Source organism: Rhodococcus sp. NPDC057014 (assembly GCF_042673295.1).
Taxonomy (GTDB): domain Bacteria; phylum Actinomycetota; class Actinomycetes; order Mycobacteriales; family Mycobacteriaceae; genus Rhodococcus_F.
The window spans coordinates 26,202-46,560 of record NZ_JBHUSF010000031.1; the positions used below are offsets into that span (position 1 = coordinate 26,202).

Here is a 20,359-nt window from a genome sequence, read left to right on the forward strand (position 1 = left end):
CTTCCCCTCCGGGGGCCGGCGGCCCCGCCGCCGACGCCCACCTGACCTCCCGCCCCGACCCGAGGAACCGCAACGTGACCGAAGCCGATCATCCCGACCACACACAGACCCGCACCATCGTGCACGTGCTCCGGCACGGCGAGGTGCACAACCCGCGAGGAATCCTCTACGGCAGGCTCCCCGGGTTCCGGCTGTCGGTGACGGGTGAGGCGCAGGCGCGCGCGGTGGCGTCGGTGCTGGCCAAGCACGACATCACGCACGTCGTGTCCTCACCGCTGCAGCGGGCACAGGAGACGGCCGCCCCGATCGCCGACGCACACGGCGTCGACATCGCGACGGACGAGAACCTCATCGAGGCGGGCAACGAATTCGAGGGACTCAAGGTGTCCGTCGGCGACGGCGCGCTGTCCCGTCCGCGGCACTGGTGGAAACTGCGCGACCCGTTCACACCGTCCTGGGGCGAGCCGTACCTGCAGATCGCGCACCGCATGCTGGCCGCGGTCAACACGGCCCGCGTGTCGGCGGTGGGCCACGAGGCCGTCGTCGTCAGCCACCAACTCCCCGTCTGGACCCTCCGCCGGTTCCTGCAGGGCGAGCGGCTGTGGCACGATCCGCGGCACCGCCAGTGCGGTCTCGCGTCGCTGACGTCCCTCGTCTACGAGGGCGACACCCTCATCGACATCGTGTACTCGGAGCCCGCGGGCGCGTCGGATCCGAGGGTGACCGGGGCATGAACCGAGGGCGCTTCGCCGGGCTTCTCGCGGTGATCTGTACGGCCGCGGTGTCGCTGTCGGCGTGTGCGTCTGGCGACGACGCCGTGGCCCAGGGCGGCACGTTCGACTTCGTGTCGCCGGGCGGGCAGACAGAGATCTTCTACGACCCGCCCGCCGACCGCGGCACCATCGGCACGGTGTCCGGACCCGACCTCATGACCGAGGGCAAGACCACCTCGCTCGACGATTTCGACGGCCAGGTGGTCGTGCTCAACGTGTGGGGGCAGTGGTGCGGCCCGTGCCGGGGTGAGGCGAACGACCTCGAGCAGGTGTACGAGGAAACCAAGGATCAGGGTGTGTCGTTCCTCGGGATCAACGTGCGCGACAACCAGCAGGACAAGGCCCAGGACTTCGTGATCGACAACAAGGTGTCGTACCCGTCGATCTACGACCCCGCCATGCGGACGATGATCGCACTGGGCCAGAACTACCCCACGAGCGTCATCCCCACCACGATCGTGCTCGACCGGGAACACCGCGTGGCCGCGGTGTTCCTGAAGGAACTGCTCGCCGAGGACCTGAAGCCGGTGGTCGAACGGGTGGCGCAGGAATCGTGAACTCCAGCACCGCCCTTCTCGCCGGCGGCGTCGGCGACGCCTTCCAGTCCACCGCGGCCACCGGACCGCTGCTGCTCGCGCTCGGCGCGTGCGTCCTCGCCGGTCTGGTGTCGTTCGCGTCGCCGTGCGTCGTGCCGCTCGTCCCCGGCTACCTGTCCTATCTCGCGGGTGTCGTCGGTGCGGACGCCCCGGCCGTCACCGCTGAGGAAGCAGCCACCCGGACGAAGACCGTGTCGGACGGACGGTTGCGGGTCGCGGGCGCCGCGGCCCTGTTCGTCGCCGGTTTCACCGTGGTGTTCGTGCTGGCCACCGCGTCGGTGTTCGGCGCCATCTCGGCCCTCGCGATCAACCGCGACGTCCTGATGCGGGTCGGCGGGGTGGTCACCATCGCCATGGGCCTGGTGTTCATCGGTCTGATCCCGGCCTTGCAACGGGACACCCGGCTCGAGCCGCGGCGCATCTCCAGCCTGGCCGGGGCGCCGCTGCTCGGTGCCGTGTTCGCGCTGGGCTGGACGCCGTGCCTCGGCCCGACCCTGGCGGGCGTCATCTCCCTCGCCGCGGGCACCGACGGTGCCACCGCGGCCCGCGGAGTGGCCCTGATCGTCGCGTACTGCCTCGGCCTCGGGTTGCCGTTCGTGATCCTCGCGCTCGGCTCGTCCCGCGCGCTGCGCGGCGTCGGCTGGCTGCGCCGCAACGCGCGCACGATTCAAATCTTCGGCGGAATCATGCTGGTGGCCGTGGGTATCGCCCTCGTCACCGGCGCGTGGGACCAGTTCGTCGGCTGGGTTCGCGACGCCTTCATCTCGGAAGTGACTTTGCCCATATGAGCGACATCCAGACCCCCGAGGCCCCGGAAGCCGCACCGGTGCCCCGTCAATCGCTGCCGGGTCGCGCGTTCGCGCTGGTCCGTAACACGTGGCGCGGCCTCACGTCCATGCGCACGGCGCTGGTGCTGCTGTTTCTCCTCGCCCTCGCCGCGATCCCGGGCGCGCTGCTGCCGCAGCGCAGCCTCAACGCCGGCAAGGTCGACGAGTACATCGCGAACCGGCCGACCCTCGGTCCGTGGATGGACAAGCTCGAACTGTTCGACGTGTTCGGCAGTTTCTGGTTCACCGCGATCTACGTCCTGCTCTTCATCTCCCTCGTCGGCTGCATCCTGCCGCGCTGCGTCGACCACGCCAAGGCGCTGCGCACCCGTCCGGTGCCCGCCCCGCGGAACCTCGCGCGACTGCCGCACCACCACGAGGACCGGGTCGACGAGACACCGGAGGAACTCGCCGCGCGCATCCGCAGCCACCTGAAGGGGTGGCGGGTCGAGACCCGCGCGGGCGGGGAACGCGCCGCCCACGACGGCGAGATCACCATCTCCGCGGAGAAGGGATACTTCCGCGAACTCGGAAACCTCGTCTTCCACCTGTCGCTCGTCGCGCTGCTCGTCGCGATCGCCGTCGGCAAGCTGTTCGGCTACGAGGGCAACGTGATCGTGGTCGCCAACAACGGTCCGGGGTTCTGCACCACGTCGCCGGCGGTGTTCGACTCGTTCAAGGCGGGCAATACCCAGGACGGCACCGGCATGACGCCGCTGTGCATCAAGGTGAAGGATTTCGCCGCCGACTACCTCGACAGCGGTCAGGCCGAGATGTTCACGTCCAACATCGCCTACCAGGCCGGCGACGACCTCGAGACGAACACCTGGCGGGACGGGCAGTTGCAGGTCAACCATCCGCTGCGCGTCGAGGGGGACCGCGTCTATCTGCAGGGGCACGGGTACGCGCCGACATTCACCGTCACGTTCCCGAACGGGGAAACCCGCACCGAGACGCTGCAGTGGCGTCCCGACGACGCGACGACGTTCCTGAGCAGCGGCGCGATGCGGTTCGACCCGCCCGGCGGCATGTACCCCGACACCGACGAGCGGCGGAAGAACCAGATCGCGATCGAGGGGCTGTTCGCCCCGACCGCGCTGCTCCACGGCAACCTGCTGGCGTCGAGTTACCCGGCGATGAACGACCCGGCCGTCGCCATCGACATCTACAAGGGCGACACCGGCCTCGACACCGGCAACCCGCAGTCGCTGTTCTCGCTCAACACGGAACTGATCAACCAGGGCCGTCTCGTGAAGCAGGACCGGGTGAATCTGAAGCCGGGGGAGAGTTCGACCCTGTCCGACGGCACCCAGGTGCGGTTCGACGGCGCCGTGGACTTCGTGAACCTGCAGGTGTCGCACGACCCGGCGCAGCAGTGGGTGCTGGTGTCGGCGCTGACGATGATGGCGGGACTGCTCGTCTCGCTGCTGGTCAAGCGCCGCCGGATCTGGGCCCGCATCTACCCCGCGGACGCCGACGCTCCCGCGCCACGACGTACTGTAGTAGAGCTTGGTGGACTCGCCCGGACCGATCAGGCCGGCTGGGGCGACGAGTTCGGCCGACTCTGCACCCGTCTGCTCACGGACGCCACGAAGCCTGACGCGCAGGAGAGCCAACGATGACGACCAACGAGACACTGGCGCAGTACAGCGACTGGGCCTTCCGATCAGCCTTCACCGTGCTGGTGCTGGCGCTCGTGCTGCTCATCGTGCAGTACGCGTCCACCCGGGCGCAGGCCGTGCAGGACCGGGAACTCGTGGCGGCCGGATCCGGCGCACGTGCGTCCGAAGCGGCCGGCGTCCCCGGTCGGGTGGTCGAGCAGCCGAAGAAACCCCTGTCCGAGCGTTTCGGCGGCATGGGCGCCGCCGTGCTCGTGGTCGGCACGGTACTGATCTTCGCGTCGATCGTGCTGCGCGGATTCGCGACCGAGCGGTTCCCGCTCGGGAACATGTACGAGTTCGTGACGATGGCCTGCGCCGCCGCGCTCGTCGTCGGTCTCACACTGCTGTCGAAGCCGGCGTACCGGTCGATGTGGGTGTTCCTGCTCGTTCCCGTCCTGATCCTGATGTTCCTCGCCGCCACCGTGCTGTACGCGGACGCGGCACCCGTGGTGCCGGCGCTGCGGTCGTACTGGCTGCCGATCCACGTCACCATCGTGAGCGTCGGTTCCGGTGTATTCCTCGTGTCGGGTATCGCGAGCCTGCTGTTCCTGCTGCGCATGCGGTACCCGCGCGGCGAGGAGGGAACCGGTGTGTTCGCGCGGATCGCGGAGCGGTTGCCGGACGCGCAGACCCTGGACCGCCTGGCGTACAAGACCACCATCATCGGGTTCCCCCTGTTCGGCGCCGGAGTCATCCTCGGCGCGATCTGGGCCGAGGCCGCGTGGGGCCGATTCTGGGGCTGGGACCCCAAGGAGACGGTGTCGTTCATCGCCTGGGTGATCTACGCCGCCTACCTGCACGCCCGCGCGACGTCCGGATGGCGCGACACCAAGGCCGCCTGGATCAACGTCGCGGGCTTCGTCGCAATGCTCTTCAACCTGTTCATCATCAACATGGTGGTGTCGGGATTGCACTCGTACGCGGGCCTGAACTGACGGTCGCCACCGACTGATATCCTTCCGCCGCGACGTCTCCGAACGGTGAGAACCGGTGGGGACGATGGAGACTTCACGAGGGGGACGTTCAGCCATGTCCGAAAACAACTCCGGTATCTGGGAGCCGGTGCGGCCCGCATCGAATCCGCCCGCGGACGACATCGGATCGAACGTCGCCTGGAACGCCGCACGGCAGGCCCCGTACGTTCAGCCGCAGGGTCCCAATCCGTTCGCGCAGCCCGCCGCCCAGGCCCCCGCCGCCGCGCCGGCGCGGCCGCAGACCCAGGCCCCCGCCCCGCAGCAGGCTCCCGCCGCCCCAGTCGCACAGCAGGCTCCGGCACCCCAGCCGGCGGCGTTCACGCCCCCGCAGCAGCCACCGGTCCAGCACACACCCCAGTCTGTCGTCCAGCAGGCGCCCCAGCAGCCTGCGAATAGTCCGCACAAAACGAACGCCGAGCAGCAGTACGCGGTGTCGGCCCGTGACCTGTCCACGTCGTTGCTCCTCAAGCAGGTCAAGCCCGCCCCCACCACCGGGTGGCGCAAGGCGCTGTACCGGCTGTCCGGCCGCTACGTCAACGTCGGGAACAGCGCGAAGGAACAGCGGCGGATCGAGCTGACCAAGCGGGTCAACCAGCCGCTGCAGGGGTGCTACAAGATCGCGCTACTCAGCCTCAAGGGCGGGGTCGGCAAGACCACGACCACCGCGACCCTCGGCTCCACGTTCGCGTCGCTGCGCGGCGACCGCGTCATCGCCGTCGACGCCAACCCCGACCGCGGCACGCTCAGCCAGAAGATTCCCCTCGAGACTCCCGCGACGGTGCGGAACCTGCTGCGCGACGAGCAGAGCATCGAAAAGTACAGCGACGTCCGCAGTTACACGTCGCAGAGCAGGCACCGGCTCGAGGTGCTCGCGTCCGACAGCGACCCGGCCGTCTCGGAGGCGTTCAGCGCCGACGACTACTCGCGGACCGTCACGATGCTCGAGAAGTTCTACAGCATCGTTCTCACCGACTGCGGCACCGGACTGATGCACTCCGCGATGCAGACCATTCTCGAAGAGGCCGACGCGCTCGTGGTGGTCAGTTCGGGGTCCGTCGACGGCGCCCGCAGCGCCTCCGCCACACTCGACTGGCTCGACGCCCACGGATACCGCGAACTCGTGGCCCGGTCGGTGGCCGTCGTCAATGCAGTACGCCCGAGGTCGGGCAAGGTGGACCTGCCGAAGGTCGTCGAGCACTTCGAGCAGCGATGCCGCCTGGTGCGGCTGATTCCGTTCGACCCGCACCTCGAGGAGGGGGCCGAGATCGAACTGGAGCGGCTGCGTCCGAAGACGCGCAACGCGCTCCTCGAACTGGCCGCCGCGGTGGCCTCCGACTTCCCGGCGTCGAGTTTCGCGCTACAGGACCGTCGCTGAGGCAGGGACGCCGATGGTGCCGTCTCGACCGGCACCACGGCACTTGCTCATCCGGCCGGGTCGGCAGGACCGGCATCGGGTTCGTCGGACTTCTTCCGACGTGTCTCCCGATCCACCTTCCACAGGAAATCCGGATCGTCGTCCGGTCCCTGCACCCGCGTGCTCAGCACGGGCCGCGTGTTCGGGCCGAACGCCTTCCACATGAGGACCGCCACTGTCACGAGCCCGATGAGTGCCAACAGATAGATCACCGCGCACCTCCTTACACCGCTCGAGGGTAGCCGGTATTCCTCGAGCGTAGCCGCGTCGGCGGCAGAGGTCACCTACCCGGGTCGCGGGGCGCCCGGGTAGTGGCAGTCGCGGTCGGGGGGCCCTACGGTCGGCCTGCGCCCGCCTCCGTCGTCAGGGAGCGGAGCAGCTGCATGACCTCGGCCTCGCGGAAGCGGCGGTGCCCGCCGGGGGTGCGCAGCGATCCGAGCCGGCCCGCGTGCGCCCAACGCGTCACGGTCTTGGGGTCGACATGGAACAGGGCAGCCACCTGGCCCGGGGTCATGAGGGCTTCGTTGGATCCGCTGAATCCGGGTCCGTTGTAGGTGGGTGCGCTCATCGACGATCCTCCACTGCTTTCGACTGATCTGTGCTGAAGCCGGCCGCTGTTGCGACTGATCTCGGTCATCGTGACATCCGAGACCCCGGGTACTCGAACGATCTAATGTTGGTAAAGGGGAGGTAATAGACAAATCGGATAAGTCGGACGTGTGAGGAGCCCCCTCGGCGGTGGGTAACCTGGGAGCGTGAGCGAGTCATCCGAGAAGCCAGAAGACCAGGTCGAGCCCGCGAATTCGAGCGCGACAGTGAAGCAGGGCGGGCGGGTGACCAAGGGACAGCTGGCGCGCGACGTCGCGATCTATTCGATCGCCCGGCTGCTGCTGGTCGTCGTCATCGGCGCCGTCATCCTCGGCGTGGCCGCACTCGTCGGGGTCGCCGTGCCGCTTCTCGTCGCCGCGATCTTCGCGGTCCTCATCGCGCTCCCGCTGTCGCTGCTGCTGTTCGCGAAACTTCGGAAGCGGGTCAACGAGGGGATCGCCACGTTCGACGCGCAGCGCCGCGCCGACCAGGCCGACCTGCGTGCCCGGCTCCGCGGTGAGGGCACGTCCCGGTGACGGTCGACGACTGCGTCGTCATCGACCGGAGCGTGCCGCGGGACTGGGTCGACAACGCCGTCCGCCTCATCGACGCGGACGCGCAGCGCAGCGCCGACACGCACCTGCTGCGGTACCCGCTGCCCGTCGACTGGGGTGTGCAGCTCTATCTGAAGGACGAGTCGACCCACATCACGGGCAGCCTCAAGCACCGGCTGGCCCGGTCGCTGTTCCTGTACGCGATCTGCAACGGCTGGATCACCGAGGGGACGACGGTCATCGAGGCGTCGTCGGGATCGACGGCCGTCAGTGAGGCGTACTTCGCGAAGATGCTCGGGCTCGACTTCGTGGCCGTCGTGCCGCGCAGCACGAGCGGCGCGAAGATTGCCCTCATCGAGGCGCAGGGCGGTCGCTGCCACTACATCGACCACCCGCCGGAGATCTACAGCGAGGCCCGTCGGCTCGCCGCGGAAACGAACGGTCACTTCATGGACCAGTTCACGCACGCGGAACGGGCCACCGACTGGCGCGGCAACAACAACATCGCCGAGTCGATCTACCAGCAGATGATTCAGGAAGAGCACCCGGTGCCGGAGTGGCTGGTCATGAGCGCCGGAACGGGCGGCACCAGCGCGACGCTGGGCCGGTACATCCGGTACCGCAGGCACGCGACGCGCCTTCTCGTCGTGGACCCCGAGAACTCCGCGTTCTTCGGCGGCTACGAGACCAACTCCTGCGAGTACGCGACGGGAATGCCCTCGCGGATCGAGGGCATCGGCCGGCCGCGGGTGGAGCCGTCCTTCGTCGGGCAGGTCATCGACCGCATGATGCGGGTGCCCGACGCCGCGTCCATCGCGGCGGCCCGGCACGCCAGTTCGGTGCTGGGCCGCCGGGTCGGCGGGTCGACGGGCACGAACCTGTGGGGTGCGTTCACCGTCGTCGCGGAGATGCTCGCGGCCGGACGGTCCGGCAGTGTCGTCACCGTTCTGTGCGACGGCGGCGAACGGTACGCCGACACCTACTTCGACGACGACTGGGTGGCCGGTGAGGGCATCGACCTGTCGGGTCCGACCGCCGTGCTCGACCGGTTCGCGGCGACGGGGGAGTGGCCGGGTCAGCCCGGCTGAGGCGCGGTGGCGGCGGTACGCACCGGCGCGGTCACCGCGCGGGACATCGTGACTCGCGGCCATGCGGCGAGACCGTGCCGGGCCTCGTCGTCGCGGATGCGTGACAGGCCCGGAGTGAGGTCGGTCTCCGGCAGGGGGCGGAAGCCCAGCCGCTCGTAATAGGGGGCGTTCCACGGGACGTCGACGAACGTGGTGAGAGTGAGTGCGGGCAGTCCGCGGACGCCCGCCCACGACGAGATCTCGTCGAGCAGCAGGGCGCCGAGGCCCTGGCGGGCGTGGGCGGGGTGGACCGACACCTGTTCGATGTGCGCGCCGCCGTCGACGACGGCGACGAGTGCGTAGGCCACCGGGGCGTCGTCTGCGTCGACCGCGACCCAAATGCATTCCAGCTGGAGGTATTCGGTCAGCTCGTCGAGTGAGAACGGGGGATCGTCGGCGACGGCGTCCATTCCGATGTCGCGAAACGGCGCACCCGCCGCGATTTCGATGTCTTGCAGAGCGGGCAGGTCGGTGGAAATGGCCGGGCGGATCACAGGTCTTTTGTACCCGAAATCGTGCTGTTCGCACAGTTTCCCTGCACTTTCCCGATACCTACTCCTCCGTAGGCTACGCAACCGTAGGTTGGTAGCCTGGCGTGAGGACGACGGAGCGGGGACGCGCATGGACAAGCCCGAGGTGACTCTCGAGAACTACGAAGCGGTGTACGCGTACTACCGCGACCACCGGCAGAATCGGTTGCTCGCCAAGCTGGCGTACGCGTCGCTGTACGCGAAGTACCGGCCGCGGATCGTGTACGCGGACGACGCGAAGGCGCAGCTGGCCGGGCTGGTGAAGTCGGGCAGGGTGCTGATCGTCGCCGCCAATCACGTGACCCACAGCGATCAGTACACGCTGGCGGCGACGGCCTGGAACACGCCGTTGCGCCGCGCGATCGGACGCACCCGGGTGCTCGCGAAAGACGAATTGTTCGTCGACCCCGACCTGCACAGGAAGGTCGACATGATGGGCGGGATCCCGGTGTTCCGCAGCAAGAACTACGGGCTCCGCGCGGTCGCCGACGCGGGCAGGCTCATGATGGACATCTCCGCCGAACGGCTCTGCCGCGGCGACAACCTGGCGATCTTTCCCGAGGGCACGTGCAACGAGGACGATCCGACCCGGCTGCAGCACATCAACAGCGGCATCGGCCACATCGCGAAACGTGCGGCGGATCGCGGAGTCTCGCCCGTGCTGCTGTCCATCGGCATCAGTTACGGGCCGGACGCCCACGGGCCCGACCCCGAGAACGTGAAGTCGGCCAGCGTGTTCGTGTCGGAGCCGGTATTCGACCTCCCGGCGAAACCGATGGACATCGCGCACGTCGTGCAGAAGGACCTGCAGATCGCCGTCGACGGGGCGGTCGCGGCGTACTGACGGCCTTCCCGCAATCTGTCAATCAGGGTTGACACCCGATCGGTGTCAACCTAAATTGACATTCATGACCGAAGCAACCACGCTCGCCGCAGCGGCGGGCAGCCCCGACCCCGCCGAGGGGTTGCGGGCCGTGCGTGCGCTGCGGCGTCTCCTCGAACGGCTCGAGGCCATCCAGGTCGCCAACGCCCGCGCCCAGGGCTGGTCCTGGCAGGCGATCGCCGACTCCCTCGAGGTGAGCAGGCAGGCCGTCCACCAGAAACACAACCGGAGAGGGAGGTAACGGCGCATGTTCGAACGATTCTCGACGGACGCCCGGGCCGTGGTGATCGGCGCGCAGCAGGAAGCGCGCGACGTGAAGTCCTCGCAGATCGGGCCCGAACACCTCGTGCTCGCCCTGCTGTCCGTGAAAACCGAACCCGTCCACGGCATCCTCGCGGACGCCGGCATCGACGAGGGCGCCGCGCGATCGACCGTCGCGGCCCACGGGACCGCCCTGAGCGACGCCGACGCGGAAGCACTCGAATCGATCGGGATCGACCTCGACGCCGTGCGGCAGAGTCTCGAGCAGAACTTCGGCAAGGGCGTGCTCGATCCGGAACAACCCTCGGAGAAGCGCGGCTGGTTCGGCCGGAAGTCGGGACACATCGGGTTCACCCGCGACGCGAAGAAGGCGATCGAACTCTCACTGCGGGAGGCGCTGGCGCGCAAGGACGATCACATCGGCGCCGAGCACATCTTCCTCGGAGTGCTGCGCGTTGCCGAGGGCACGACGAAGGAGATCCTCGAGGTCCGGGTCGGGGTCGGCGAACTCCGCCGCCGCGTGCACGCGGCGCTCGACGACCGCGCCGCCTGACCGGTCGCCCGGTTCCCGTTTGTCCGATCGGTGTGCCAGCATGCACGCATGACCTTCTTGGTACGCCTCGTCATCAACGCGTTCGCGATCTGGCTGGCGGCAGCCTGGGTGTCGGGTATCGACATCTCCAGTTCGGGCAACGGAACCGGCTGGGACATCGTGGTGCTGCTCGGCATCGCGCTGGTGTTCACCGTCGTCAACATCTTCGTCAAGCCGCTGGTGAAGTTGCTGTCGCTGCCGCTGCTGATCCTGACGCTCGGCCTGTTCACCCTGGTGATCAACGCCCTGATGCTGTTGCTCACCGCGTGGCTGAGCTCCCAGACCGAGTACGGCCTGACCGTCGACGGCTTCTGGACGGCCGTGTGGGGTGGCCTGATCATCTCGATCGTCAACTTCGTCCTCGGCATCCTGCTGCCGGACGGCGACTGACCGGGGCCGCTCAGGCGGCTGACAGGGCCACGGCCGTGGCGGCGCCCCAGACCAGCATCGCTAGCCCCGAATCCCGCAGCGCGGGAATCAGTGCGAGGCCCAGGCCGCCCGAGCGGACGGGGGCGTTCGCCCGGACCGCGAGGGGCAGCGCGAGCAGGCCGACGAGCGCCCACGGGGTGCGCAGCACCAGGACCAGGGTCACGACGAACGGGACCGTCAGAGTGACCAGGTGCAGGATGCGGGTACGCGAGTCGCCGAGCCTCACGGCGAGCGTGCGTTTGCCGGATTCGGTGTCGGTGGGAATGTCCCGCAGATTGTTGGCGACGAGAACCGCGCTCGAGAACGACCCGACGGCGACCGCGGACACCACACCGGCCCAATCGATCGTCTCGGCCTGTACGTACTGGGTGCCCAGGACGGCGACGAGACCGAAGAACACGAAGACGGCGACCTCGCCGAAGCCGCTGTACCCGTACGGCTTCGTGCCGCCCGTGTAGAACCAGGCGCCCACGATGCACAGGGCGCCGATCAGCACGAGCCACCACGCGGTGGTGACGGCGAGGACGACGCCGGCCACCGCGGCGACCGCGAAGCAGGCGATGGCCGCCGCCTTCACCGCCGACGGTTTCACCAGCTTGGACCCGACGAGCCGCAGCGGTCCGACGCGCTCGTCGTCGGTGCCGCGAATACCGTCCGAGTAGTCGTTGGCGAAATTGACGCCCACGATCAACGCGAGAGAGACCACCAGTGCCAATACCGCCTTCCACCACACCGCGCCGCCGAGCGATGCCGCGGCGCCGGTGCCCACGAGCACCGGGGCGATCGCGTTCGGGAGGGTGCGCGGACGAGCGCCTTCGATCCATTGAGCAGCCGTTGCCATGCACCGATCTTTGCACCGAGCGAGAAGGCGCCCGCACCCACACCGAACTTCGAGAAGTTCGCGTCCGCTCGGTGCAATACCATCGAACGCGGTGGACCAGCAGATGAGCGTGGACGAGACGGTGGCACCGGCAAGCGCGCCGATCCAGGTCGCGTTGTTGGGTGAGGTATCGACGCGGCGATCGGGCGCGCTCGCACCGCTGCCCGGCACCCGCGCGCGCAGCCTGCTCGTCGCCCTCGCCCGCGATCCCGGCCGGAGCCGGTCCGCGCAGGCCCTCATCGACGAGGTGTGGGGCGAGGATCCGCCGCGGTCCCCGATGAACGCGCTGCACACACAGGTCTCCCGGCTGCGGGCCGCGTTGCCGGACGGGGCGCTGGAGATCGGCCCGGCCGGATACCGGCTGGCCGTGTCCCGGGACGCCGTCGACCTGACCCGTGCGGAGGACGTGGCACGCCGACTGCAGGGCCGGGGACACGGCGGCGGCGCCGGGCCGGACGAGATCCGCGACGCACTCGCGCTGTGGCGGGGCGACCCGGGCGCCGACCTTCCCGCGGGCGCCGCCGCAACGGAACTTGCAGCGGACGCCGCGGTGATCCGGGGCCGGCTCGAGGCCGCGGACCGGGCGGCGCTGGTGGAGGCCGGAGACTGGGCGACCGCTCTGCCGAAGGCGCAGGCCCACGTGCTCGCCGAACCCCTCGACGAGCGAGCGCACGCCGACCTCATGCGCGTGCTCGCCGGGCTCGGGCGCGACAACGAGGCGCTGGACGTGTTTGCGACCTTCCGCAGGCGCCTGGTCGATCGGCTGGGGGCAGACCCGTCGCCTGCCCTCGTCGCGCTGCACACCGAGATCCTGCGCGGCGACGGCGCACCCGAGTCGGACGGCCGGCGCCCCGAGGCGCCGGACCGCACGGCGATCGGCCTCCGGGCGGCACCGAACGCTCTGCTGGGGCGTGACACCGACGTGGCGGAGATCGAGGGACTGCTCACGTCCTCGCGGGTCGTGACCATCCTCGGACCCGGCGGTGCGGGTAAGACCCGGCTCGCGCACGAACTGGGTGCGCGGGCCGCCGCGCGGACGTCCGTGGCCCTGGTGGAACTCGCGTCGCTGCGCAGCAGTGAGGACGTCGTGGCGGCGATCAGCAGCACTCTCGGTCTCAGCGAGATCGACATCGCGCCGGGACGGCTCACCCTCAGCCGCATCCATTCGGCGCGGGAAAAGCTCCGGGAAGCGCTGTCGGCGGGGCCGATGCTCCTGATTCTCGACAACTGCGAGCACGTCGTCGGTGCCTGCTCCGAGATCGTGGCCGACCTGGTGGCCGCAGGCGCTCAGCTGACCGTCCTCGCGACCAGCCGATCACCGCTCATGCTCGCGTCCGAGGCGGTGTACCCGCTGCCGCCGCTGGCGATCGACGACGACGATGCGCCCGCCGTGCAACTGTTCACCGCCCGGGCCCGTGCAGTACGACCCACGGCGCGGCTCGACCCGGAGACCGTGCGCAGTGTCTGCCGCACCCTCGACGGGCTGCCGCTCGCGATCGAACTGGCCGCCGCGCGGGTACGCAGCATGAGCGTCGAGGACATCGGCCGCAGGCTCGAGCACCGGTTCGCGCTGCTGCGCTCGCACGACCCGACGTCGCCCGAACGGCACCGCACCCTGCACGCCGTCATCGACTGGAGCTGGCAGCTTCTGGGCGAGCAACAGCAGATCGCGCTGCGCAGACTGTGCCGGTTCCCGGCGGGGTTCACCCTCGACGCCGCCCGGACGATCGCGGAATGGGACGGCGTCGACGATGTCGTGGAGGCCGTCGAGGGCCTCGTCAACCAATCGCTGCTGTCCGTGTCGGAGACGTCGGACACGCTGCGCTACTACATGCTCGAGACGGTGCGGGAATACGGCGAGGAGCGACTCGCCGAGGCCGCCGAGGAGCCGGAAGTGTTTGCCCGCCAGCGAGTGTGGGTCAACGCGTTCGCGTCGGAGGCGCTGGTGCGGTGCCGTGCCGACCAGGTCGCGCTCGCCGACGACATCGACGCCGACCACGACAACTTCCTCGCCGTGCTCCGGTGGGCGGTCGAGCGCGGCGACGCCGCAACCGTCGCGATCGTGTTCCCGGTGCTCGGTGGCCTGTGGGCCATCCGGGGCGCGCACTCTGAGGTGATGAACTGGACGCCGCGGATCCTCGCGGCAACGGAAGACGCGGATCTGAGCGACGTCGACTCGGAATTGGTGGCGTACACATTCCTGCTCGCGGCCATGCATCTGGTGTTCGGCGGTCAGGCCCGCACCCTCGCCCGCACCCGGACGCGATTGCGGCACCTCCTCCGCGAGCGTGCCGATCTGCCGCCGGTCTCGGCGTTCGCGGCGAATGTCATCCTGTCGCTGGGTTCGGGGCGGCGGCACGCCAGGGCGGTCGCGGAAGGGGTGCGCTCGCACGATCGGGAAACCCATGCGGCGGCGCTGGCGGCGCGAGCCAGCATGCGGGAGAACCTCGGCGACTTCCGCGGTGCCGTGCGCGATGCGCGGGCCGTCTCCGAACTGTGCGCCGTGATCGGTGACGTGTGGGGCACGGCGATGGCGGCACAGTTCCTCGGTTCGCTGTACAGCCAGTCCGGACGCTACCGGGACGCGGTGGGGCTGTATCAGGTCGCGGTCGAGCAGCTGCGGAAACTGGGCGCGCAGGAGGAGGCGAATCAGCTGTGGGGTTTCCAGGCCTCCGCGCTGATCGCGGACGGTGACGTGGAGGCGGGCCGCAAGGTGCTGGCCGAGACGCTGCTCGAGCATCGCGGTCCCGGCGCGGGGACCGACGACCAGCAGGACGAGTGGCGGATAGCCGCCATCGGCAGTCTCGCGGAAGCCGATCTGGAGGACGGCGACGTCGAACGGGGGCTCGCCCGGTACCGGGAGGCGCTGGACCTGATGTACACCCGGATCACGGCCGCGCCCTACGCCGATCCGTACGGACTCATGCTGGCGGCCTCGGTGGTGTCCGCCCACGTGCTGCACGGCCGGTCCGAGATGGTGGTGGACACCGTTCCGCAGCTCGCGGAGTGGGCACGCTCCCGGCTGGGTGTGGGCGCATATCCGGATCTGCCGGTCACCGGCGCCGTCGCGGCGGGCATCGGATGTTTCGAGATCGCGCGCGGTGACGCCGACCGCGGTCTCGCGCTGCTGGCACTGTCCGTCCCGGCGCGCGCCCGGCAGGACAGCGTCTCGCTGCAACACCACCGGCACGTCGCGTTCGCACTCGAGAACGTCGCGGCGGACCGCTGGACGTCGGCGCAGGCGAGGTTCGGCGCGTGGTCACGTCGGGCGGTGCACACCGAGATTCTGGATGCGCTCGCCGCCGTCAGCCGCGACCTGGCGTCAGGCCGGCACCCGGCCGCCGACCCGCGCCGCGCAGGAGCGTAAAAGGTCGGTCAGCTCCGGGTCGTCGACCGCCAGCCGTCCCGTCTTCCCGATCGCCGCGAGGCACCCGGTCACCGCGTTCTGCGCGTCGTGCACCGGGACGGCGACCGCGCTGCGGCCGGCGCGCACCTCGTCGACCTCGCGGGCCGAACCGGTGCGCCGGACGGCGTCGAGTTCGGTCCGCAGCGCGCCGAAGTCGGTGATGGTCGACGACGTCACCCTGCGCAGGCTCGGCGGGACCAGGTCGGGACGGGACGCGAGGAGGACCTTGCCGATGGCGGACGCGTGCAGGTGCGCGGCGATCGTGTTCTCGCCGCTGAGTTCGTGGTCGGGATCGCGGTCGACGAGTCGCACCCGGCTGCCCGCGAACGACGCCAGATGGATCCCGAAACGCACCTGTTCCCGCAGTTCCTCGAGGACGGCGTGGTGGTCGACCGGGTCCGGTTCCGCGGCCCCCGCCAGCTGCCGGGTCCGGCGGCCCAGCGCGAACCCGGACAGATCCGCGATCCGCACCAGATAGCCGTCGGCGGTCAAGAGATTGAGCAGCCGGTACGCCGTGGCCTGGGGGATCCCCGCGTGCGCGGCGATGTCTCTCGCCGTCGCCCCGGACCCGAGTTGCGCGACCGCCTCGAGCAGGGCGAGCGCTTTCTGCACGGCGCGTGGTTCGTGGCCCGCGATCTCCCCGGCTCGGGCGCCCATCACCGGGACCCGGGAGTGCGTCCAGCCGCCGTCAACGCGAGGTTCCCGGCGGCATCCGTCGCGAACACCCCGGCCCCCGGCAGCACGTCGTCCGTCTCCGCGGTGTCGAACACACCCACCGACCGCAGACTCGCCGGGTGGCGCCACCGCAGATACAACTGCCACGCCGAACCCGACAGCAACAGGGCCAGCACCACGGCGGGGACCATCGTGAAACCGTGGGCCACGTTCACGAACAGCATGTAGGCCAGCACGATTCCGCCTGCGGCGCTGCCCGCGACTCCGGCCGCCAGGACGAGGGGTGTGTGCTCCCCGATCCGGCTGAGGAACCGCACCGACGCCACCGCCACCAGCACGTACGCCGCGACCACCGCCGTCCTGGCGATCAACTGCACGTGACCGAACGCGGCCGATTTGCCGACAAGTCCGAACGTCGCGGCACCCGCGCACACGACGCACACGATGACGGCGAGGGCCGCGTACGGGGTGCGGTAGCCGCGGTGCACCCGGGCGAACAGGCGCGGGACGACGGTTTCGATCCCCATCGAATACAGCAGGCGCGAAGCGGCATTCGACGACGCCATCGCCGACGCCAGCCACGACGTGCCCAACCCGAGGTTCAGGGCGATCACCACGGCCGGGTCGACCCCGGTAGCGGTGCCGTGGAGGTACGCGTTCACCAGGGTGTCGGTGCGACCGGACCAGGCGGCCCAGGCCGAGAAGATGAACAGGCCGCCGCAGATCATCGGCGTGAGCATCACGGTGCGGGTGACGGTGGCGAGCGGCCGCTTGGCCTCGGGGCCGAAGAACGTGGCGCTCTCGAATCCGGCCAGCGCGAACACCGCGGCCAGCGTCATGAGCAGCGGCCCGTAGGCGGAATCGGACGGCGGCACCGCGGCGTGCTGGCCGCCCGCGCCGGTCACGATCATCAGACCGGCGATGAACAGCAACGAGCACGATTCGACGGCGAGGATGGCGAGCGCCGCGAACCGGACCCCACGGACCAGGCAGCCGAGGATCACGAGCGCGATCCCGGCATACACGAGGAGACGTTCGGCGGGCCCGCGCAACTCCACTCCGAAGAAGCCGAGCGTCGCGATCACGGCCTGGCCGCCGTGATACAGCGTCATCACCGCGCTGCCCACGTACTTGGTCAGCATCGCGACACCCGCCGTCAGCGCGGCCCGGGTGCCGAGACCCTGGAACACGAAACTGTAGAGGCCCCCTGCGGCCGCCATGCGCCGCGTGAACTGCGAGACGCACACCGCGATCAGGGACACCACCACCGTCGCGACGACGATCGTGATCAGACCGCTGAGCAGCATCTGGTGGGTGAACATGGTGACGGGCAGCACAACCATCGACACCGCAGGCGCCGTCGTCGCCACCGACTGGGCGAGAACCTCGACACCTGACAGTTGCCGCCTGCCCAGCGCACGTAGCGGCGACAAGGCCGCACGTGCGGGCTCGCCGGTGGCGAACGAACGCGCGATGGCGTCGGAAAGTGCTGACATGCGCGTGAAACTAGCGGCGTCGTGTTGCGGCAAAGTTTCGGTTTCGGGTCGAATGCCGACCCGGGAGTGAGAACGGACCGCGGCCGTTCCCGCTCGGTGGCCTCAGACTGTTTCGCCGCCGACAACTTCCCGACTCGCGTCCCTCCCAGGATGAATCCGGACAAGTTACCCGGGTCGCCGGGCGCAAGAATGGGAGCGCGAATTGGCATTCACACGTAGATCTTTCATGAAGGGCCTCGGGGCCACCGGGGGTGCGGGACTCGCGTACGGCGCGATGTCGACGCTCGGGCTCGCACCGTCGACCGCCGCTCCCGCCCGCACCTTCGAGCCGCTCGCGGCCGGCGACCTCATCGGCAAGGTGAAGGGCAGCCACTCCGTGGTCGTGCTCGGCGGCGGCCCCGCCGGACTGTGTTCGGCATTCGAACTGCAGAAGGCCGGATACACGGTGACGGTCCTCGAGGCCCGCACCCGGCCCGGCGGCCGCGTCTGGACCGCCCGCGGCGGCACCGAGGAGACCGACCTGAACGGCGAGACGCAGAAGTGCACGTTCTCGGACGGCCACTTCTACAACGTCGGCGCCACCCGCATCCCGCAAAGCCACATCACACTCGACTACTGCCGCGAACTCGGCGTCGAGATCCAGGGCTTCGGAAACCAGAACGCCAACACGTTCGTGAACTACGCGAGCGACACGTCGCTGTCGGGACAGTCCGTCACCTACCGGGCGGCGAAGGCCGACACGTTCGGCTACATGTCCGAACTGCTGAAGAAGGCCACCGATCAGGGCGCCCTGGACCAGGTGCTGTCCCGGGAGGACAAGGACGCGCTGTCGGAATTCCTCAGCGACTTCGGCGACCTGTCCGACGACGGCCGCTACCTCGGATCCTCCCGCCGCGGTTACGATTCGGAACCGGGAGCCGGACTGAACTTCGGCACCGAGAAGAAGCCGTTCGCGATGCAGGAAGTGATCCGCAGCGGCATCGGCCGCAACTTCAGCTTCGACTTCGGCTACGACCAGGCGATGATGATGTTCACCCCGGTCGGCGGCATGGACCGGATCTACTACGCATTCCAGGACCGGATCGGCACCGACAACATCGTCTTCGGCGCCGAGGTGACGTCGATGAAGAACGTGTCCGGCGGTGTCACCGTCGACTACACCGCAGGCGGCGCGCGGAAGTCGATCACCGCCGATTACGCGATCTGCACGATCCCGCCGCACCTCGTCGGCCGACTGCAGAACAATCTGCCCGCCGACGTGCTCACCGCGCTGAAGGCGGCCAAGCCGTCGTCGTCCGGAAAGCTCGGTATCGAGTACTCGCGCCGGTGGTGGGAGACGGAGGACCGCATCTACGGCGGCGCGTCCAACACCGACAAGGACATCTCGCAGATCATGTTCCCGTACGACCACTACAACTCCGACCGGGGCGTGGTCGTCGCCTACTACAGCAGCGGCAAGCGGCAGGAGGCGTTCGAGTCGCTCACCCACCGCCAGCGGCTCGCCAAGGCGATCGCGGAGGGCTCGGAGATCCACGGCGAGAAGTACACCCGCGACATCTCCTCGTCGTTCTCGGGCAGCTGGCGGCGCACCAAGTACTCCGAGAGTGCGTGGGCGAACTGGGCGGGCAGCGGCGGCTCGCACGGCGGCGCGGCCACCCCCGAGTACGAGAAGCTGCTCGAACCGGTCGACAAGATCTACTTCGCCGGCGACCACCTGTCCAACGCCATCGCCTGGCAGCACGGCGCGCTGACGTCCGCCCGCGACGTCGTCACCCACATCCACGAGCGCGTCGCCCAGGAAGCCTGACCCTTTCCCCTGAACCAGGAGTTGTGCACTGTGAAGTCTTTTCGTACCAAGGCCGTGACCGCTGCGCTCGCCGCTTCCGCTCTGATCGCCGGGGCGACGTCGTGCTCCTCCGACGAGGCGGCGGCGGAAGCGCCCGGCAGCACGTTCGTATCCAAGTCCGTTCTCGAAGCCGGAGAAGCGAATCCGATGATCGCGCAGGGGGTCGCGATCGGCGGCGGCACCGCCGTCTACAAATCGAGTGGGATCGGCCCGGGCGCATCCAACAAGGCTGCACCCGAGGGCACCCCCGAGTCGTACATCGACACCGACGTCTTCTCCGGTGGCGCACTCCCGGCCGGCGTCACGATCACCGAGGCGCAGGGCATCAACGCGCTGAAGCGGATTCGCGACAACCTGGAGGCGCAGGGGCTGACACTCGAGGACGTCGTGACCATGCGGGTGTTCCTCGACAACGCCCCCGGCACCGACCGCGCCGACTACGCCGGCTGGAACCGCGCATACCGGCAGTTCTTCGCGAACACCAACCTCGACACCGGCGACACTGAACTCGTCCCGCTCGGCACCGCCGAACCGGCCGCCCCGATGGAGCGGAACTCCGCACGGCCCAGCCGGTTCGCGCTCGAGGTCGCGAGCCTGCCCGCCGCCGGCTGGCTCGTCGAGGTCGAGGTGGACGCCGTGTACCCCGACGGCGAGGAGCCGCAGTAGTGGGGGCGCTGAGCCCGAGCCACTGGGCGATCATCGCGGTGGTGCTCGTGGTGCTGTTCGGGTCGAAGAAGCTCCCGGACGCCGCCCGCGGCCTGGGACGGTCGATGCGGATCCTCAAGACCGAGGTGGGGGAGTTGCAGGCGGACGCCCCCGAACTGGAGAAATAAACGAAGCGAGCCGG

22 protein-coding genes are annotated in these 20,359 nt (G+C 69.4%); 16 read left to right on the top strand and 6 right to left on the bottom strand.

Annotated elements, in window-relative coordinates; translation table 11 throughout:
- The first annotated feature begins 74 nt into the window (after positions 1-74).
- From ACFTZB_RS09550 to ACFTZB_RS09575, 6 genes are all read left to right on the top strand, one after another.
- The gene (locus ACFTZB_RS09550; RefSeq protein WP_043826371.1) at positions 75-734 is read left to right on the top strand and encodes a histidine phosphatase family protein; all 660 of its coding nucleotides are present in this window, start codon (positions 75-77) and stop codon (positions 732-734) included.
- A complete protein-coding gene (locus tag ACFTZB_RS09555; RefSeq protein WP_378431283.1) occupies positions 731-1,330 on the top strand; it encodes a TlpA disulfide reductase family protein in 600 nt (199 codons plus the stop codon). Before ACFTZB_RS09550 ends, ACFTZB_RS09555 begins: the two co-directional genes overlap by 4 nt.
- Positions 1,327-2,157, top strand: coding sequence for a cytochrome c biogenesis CcdA family protein (locus tag ACFTZB_RS09560; RefSeq protein ID WP_378431284.1), 831 nt, complete (start codon positions 1,327-1,329; stop codon positions 2,155-2,157). The genes ACFTZB_RS09555 and ACFTZB_RS09560 overlap by 4 nt, the downstream gene beginning before the upstream one ends.
- The gene (locus ACFTZB_RS09565; RefSeq protein WP_378431285.1) at positions 2,154-3,818 is read left to right on the top strand and encodes a cytochrome c biogenesis protein ResB; all 1,665 of its coding nucleotides are present in this window, start codon (positions 2,154-2,156) and stop codon (positions 3,816-3,818) included. Before ACFTZB_RS09560 ends, ACFTZB_RS09565 begins: the two co-directional genes overlap by 4 nt.
- Positions 3,815-4,792, top strand: a complete 978-nt coding sequence (gene ccsB / locus ACFTZB_RS09570) for a c-type cytochrome biogenesis protein CcsB (protein ID WP_378431286.1) — start codon at positions 3,815-3,817, stop codon at positions 4,790-4,792. Before ACFTZB_RS09565 ends, ccsB begins: the two co-directional genes overlap by 4 nt.
- A gap of 94 nt (positions 4,793-4,886) precedes the next feature.
- Positions 4,887-6,206, top strand: a complete 1,320-nt coding sequence (locus tag ACFTZB_RS09575) for a MinD/ParA family protein (RefSeq protein WP_378431287.1) — start codon at positions 4,887-4,889, stop codon at positions 6,204-6,206.
- Positions 6,207-6,253: 47 nt separating this feature from the next.
- Here the strand turns inward: ACFTZB_RS09575 and ACFTZB_RS09580 are convergent, their stop codons facing one another.
- Together ACFTZB_RS09580 and ACFTZB_RS09585 are read right to left on the bottom strand one after the other, a co-directional pair.
- Positions 6,254-6,457, bottom strand: a complete 204-nt coding sequence (locus ACFTZB_RS09580) for a hypothetical protein (RefSeq protein ID WP_072939927.1) — start codon at positions 6,455-6,457, stop codon at positions 6,254-6,256.
- A gap of 122 nt (positions 6,458-6,579) precedes the next feature.
- Positions 6,580-6,813, bottom strand: coding sequence for a BldC family transcriptional regulator (locus tag ACFTZB_RS09585; RefSeq protein ID WP_124395103.1), 234 nt, complete (start codon positions 6,811-6,813; stop codon positions 6,580-6,582).
- Positions 6,814-7,000: 187 nt separating this feature from the next.
- Here ACFTZB_RS09585 and ACFTZB_RS09590 point away from each other — a divergent pair, with 187 nt between their 5' ends.
- Positions 7,001-7,369 (top strand): DUF4229 domain-containing protein, encoded by a 369-nt coding sequence (locus ACFTZB_RS09590; RefSeq protein WP_378431288.1) that lies wholly within the window; start codon positions 7,001-7,003, stop codon positions 7,367-7,369.
- Positions 7,366-8,475, top strand: coding sequence for a PLP-dependent cysteine synthase family protein (locus tag ACFTZB_RS09595; protein WP_378431289.1), 1,110 nt, complete (start codon positions 7,366-7,368; stop codon positions 8,473-8,475). Before ACFTZB_RS09590 ends, ACFTZB_RS09595 begins: the two co-directional genes overlap by 4 nt.
- Here the strand turns inward: ACFTZB_RS09595 and ACFTZB_RS09600 are convergent.
- Positions 8,463-9,008, bottom strand: coding sequence for a GNAT family N-acetyltransferase (locus ACFTZB_RS09600; protein ID WP_378431291.1), 546 nt, complete (start codon positions 9,006-9,008; stop codon positions 8,463-8,465). The two genes, ACFTZB_RS09595 and ACFTZB_RS09600, sit on opposite strands and share 13 nt — an antisense overlap.
- A gap of 127 nt (positions 9,009-9,135) precedes the next feature.
- Between ACFTZB_RS09600 and ACFTZB_RS09605 the strand changes: the two genes are divergently transcribed.
- The 4 genes from ACFTZB_RS09605 (at position 9,136) to ACFTZB_RS09620 (ending at position 11,170) form a co-directional block, all read left to right on the top strand.
- Positions 9,136-9,888, top strand: coding sequence for a lysophospholipid acyltransferase family protein (locus ACFTZB_RS09605; RefSeq protein ID WP_378431292.1), 753 nt, complete (start codon positions 9,136-9,138; stop codon positions 9,886-9,888).
- A 64-nt stretch (positions 9,889-9,952) separates the two neighbouring features.
- A complete protein-coding gene (locus ACFTZB_RS09610; RefSeq protein WP_005258323.1) occupies positions 9,953-10,168 on the top strand; it encodes a hypothetical protein in 216 nt (71 codons plus the stop codon).
- A 6-nt stretch (positions 10,169-10,174) separates the two neighbouring features.
- Positions 10,175-10,741, top strand: coding sequence for a Clp protease N-terminal domain-containing protein (locus tag ACFTZB_RS09615; RefSeq protein ID WP_378431293.1), 567 nt, complete (start codon positions 10,175-10,177; stop codon positions 10,739-10,741).
- 48 nt (positions 10,742-10,789) lie between these two features.
- Positions 10,790-11,170: a phage holin family protein gene (locus ACFTZB_RS09620; RefSeq protein ID WP_072939943.1), complete on the top strand. Its 381-nt coding sequence runs from the start codon at positions 10,790-10,792 to the stop codon at positions 11,168-11,170.
- Between the two features lie 10 nt (positions 11,171-11,180).
- Here ACFTZB_RS09620 and ACFTZB_RS09625 read toward each other — a convergent pair whose 3' ends face one another.
- The gene (locus tag ACFTZB_RS09625) at positions 11,181-12,050 is read right to left on the bottom strand and encodes a 1,4-dihydroxy-2-naphthoate polyprenyltransferase (RefSeq protein ID WP_378431294.1); all 870 of its coding nucleotides are present in this window, start codon (positions 12,048-12,050) and stop codon (positions 11,181-11,183) included.
- Positions 12,051-12,153: 103 nt separating this feature from the next.
- On the opposite strand from ACFTZB_RS09625, the gene ACFTZB_RS09630 reads away from it, so the two are divergent.
- The gene (locus ACFTZB_RS09630) at positions 12,154-15,456 is read left to right on the top strand and encodes a BTAD domain-containing putative transcriptional regulator (protein WP_378431302.1); all 3,303 of its coding nucleotides are present in this window, start codon (positions 12,154-12,156) and stop codon (positions 15,454-15,456) included.
- Here ACFTZB_RS09630 and ACFTZB_RS09635 read toward each other — a convergent pair.
- Both ACFTZB_RS09635 and ACFTZB_RS09640 read right to left on the bottom strand, forming a co-directional pair.
- Complete coding sequence (locus ACFTZB_RS09635) at positions 15,412-16,152, bottom strand: IclR family transcriptional regulator (protein ID WP_378431295.1); 741 nt, start codon at positions 16,150-16,152, stop codon at positions 15,412-15,414. The genes ACFTZB_RS09630 and ACFTZB_RS09635 overlap by 45 nt on opposite strands.
- The gene (locus ACFTZB_RS09640; RefSeq protein WP_378431296.1) at positions 16,152-17,666 is read right to left on the bottom strand and encodes an APC family permease; all 1,515 of its coding nucleotides are present in this window, start codon (positions 17,664-17,666) and stop codon (positions 16,152-16,154) included. Before ACFTZB_RS09640 ends, ACFTZB_RS09635 begins: the two co-directional genes overlap by 1 nt.
- A gap of 202 nt (positions 17,667-17,868) precedes the next feature.
- On the opposite strand from ACFTZB_RS09640, the gene ACFTZB_RS09645 reads away from it, so the two are divergent.
- Genes ACFTZB_RS09645 through tatA form a run of 3 tightly spaced genes read left to right on the top strand, consistent with a single transcriptional unit; the run spans position 17,869 to position 20,345 of the window.
- Positions 17,869-19,473 (top strand): flavin monoamine oxidase family protein, encoded by a 1,605-nt coding sequence (locus ACFTZB_RS09645; RefSeq protein ID WP_378431297.1) that lies wholly within the window; start codon positions 17,869-17,871, stop codon positions 19,471-19,473.
- 30 nt (positions 19,474-19,503) lie between these two features.
- Positions 19,504-20,178, top strand: a complete 675-nt coding sequence (locus tag ACFTZB_RS09650) for a Rid family hydrolase (RefSeq protein WP_378431298.1) — start codon at positions 19,504-19,506, stop codon at positions 20,176-20,178.
- Entirely contained in the window at positions 20,178-20,345 is a 168-nt protein-coding gene (gene tatA / locus ACFTZB_RS09655; RefSeq protein ID WP_005252050.1) for a Sec-independent protein translocase subunit TatA, read from the top strand. The genes ACFTZB_RS09650 and tatA overlap by 1 nt, the downstream gene beginning before the upstream one ends.
- Positions 20,346-20,359: the final 14 nt, after the last annotated feature.

Bases quoted from the DNA above. Each gene is read 5' to 3' on its own strand.
- ACFTZB_RS09620 (WP_072939943.1), top strand. From the start codon at position 10,790: ATGACCTTCTTGGTACGCCTCGTCATCAACGCGTTCGCGATCTGGCTG.
- ACFTZB_RS09610 (WP_005258323.1), top strand. From the start codon at position 9,953: ATGACCGAAGCAACCACGCTCGCCGCAGCGGCGGGCAGCCCCGACCCC.
- ACFTZB_RS09605 (WP_378431292.1), top strand. From the start codon at position 9,136: ATGGACAAGCCCGAGGTGACTCTCGAGAACTACGAAGCGGTGTACGCG.
- ACFTZB_RS09565 (WP_378431285.1), top strand. From the start codon at position 2,154: ATGAGCGACATCCAGACCCCCGAGGCCCCGGAAGCCGCACCGGTGCCC.
- ACFTZB_RS09640 (WP_378431296.1), bottom strand. From the start codon at position 17,666: ATGTCAGCACTTTCCGACGCCATCGCGCGTTCGTTCGCCACCGGCGAG.
- ccsB (WP_378431286.1), top strand. From the start codon at position 3,815: ATGACGACCAACGAGACACTGGCGCAGTACAGCGACTGGGCCTTCCGA.
- ACFTZB_RS09555 (WP_378431283.1), top strand. From the start codon at position 731: ATGAACCGAGGGCGCTTCGCCGGGCTTCTCGCGGTGATCTGTACGGCC.
- ACFTZB_RS09630 (WP_378431302.1), top strand. From the start codon at position 12,154: ATGAGCGTGGACGAGACGGTGGCACCGGCAAGCGCGCCGATCCAGGTC.
- ACFTZB_RS09585 (WP_124395103.1), bottom strand. From the start codon at position 6,813: ATGAGCGCACCCACCTACAACGGACCCGGATTCAGCGGATCCAACGAA.
- ACFTZB_RS09625 (WP_378431294.1), bottom strand. From the start codon at position 12,050: ATGGCAACGGCTGCTCAATGGATCGAAGGCGCTCGTCCGCGCACCCTC.
- ACFTZB_RS09575 (WP_378431287.1), top strand. From the start codon at position 4,887: ATGTCCGAAAACAACTCCGGTATCTGGGAGCCGGTGCGGCCCGCATCG.
- ACFTZB_RS09615 (WP_378431293.1), top strand. From the start codon at position 10,175: ATGTTCGAACGATTCTCGACGGACGCCCGGGCCGTGGTGATCGGCGCG.
- ACFTZB_RS09635 (WP_378431295.1), bottom strand. From the start codon at position 16,152: ATGGGCGCCCGAGCCGGGGAGATCGCGGGCCACGAACCACGCGCCGTG.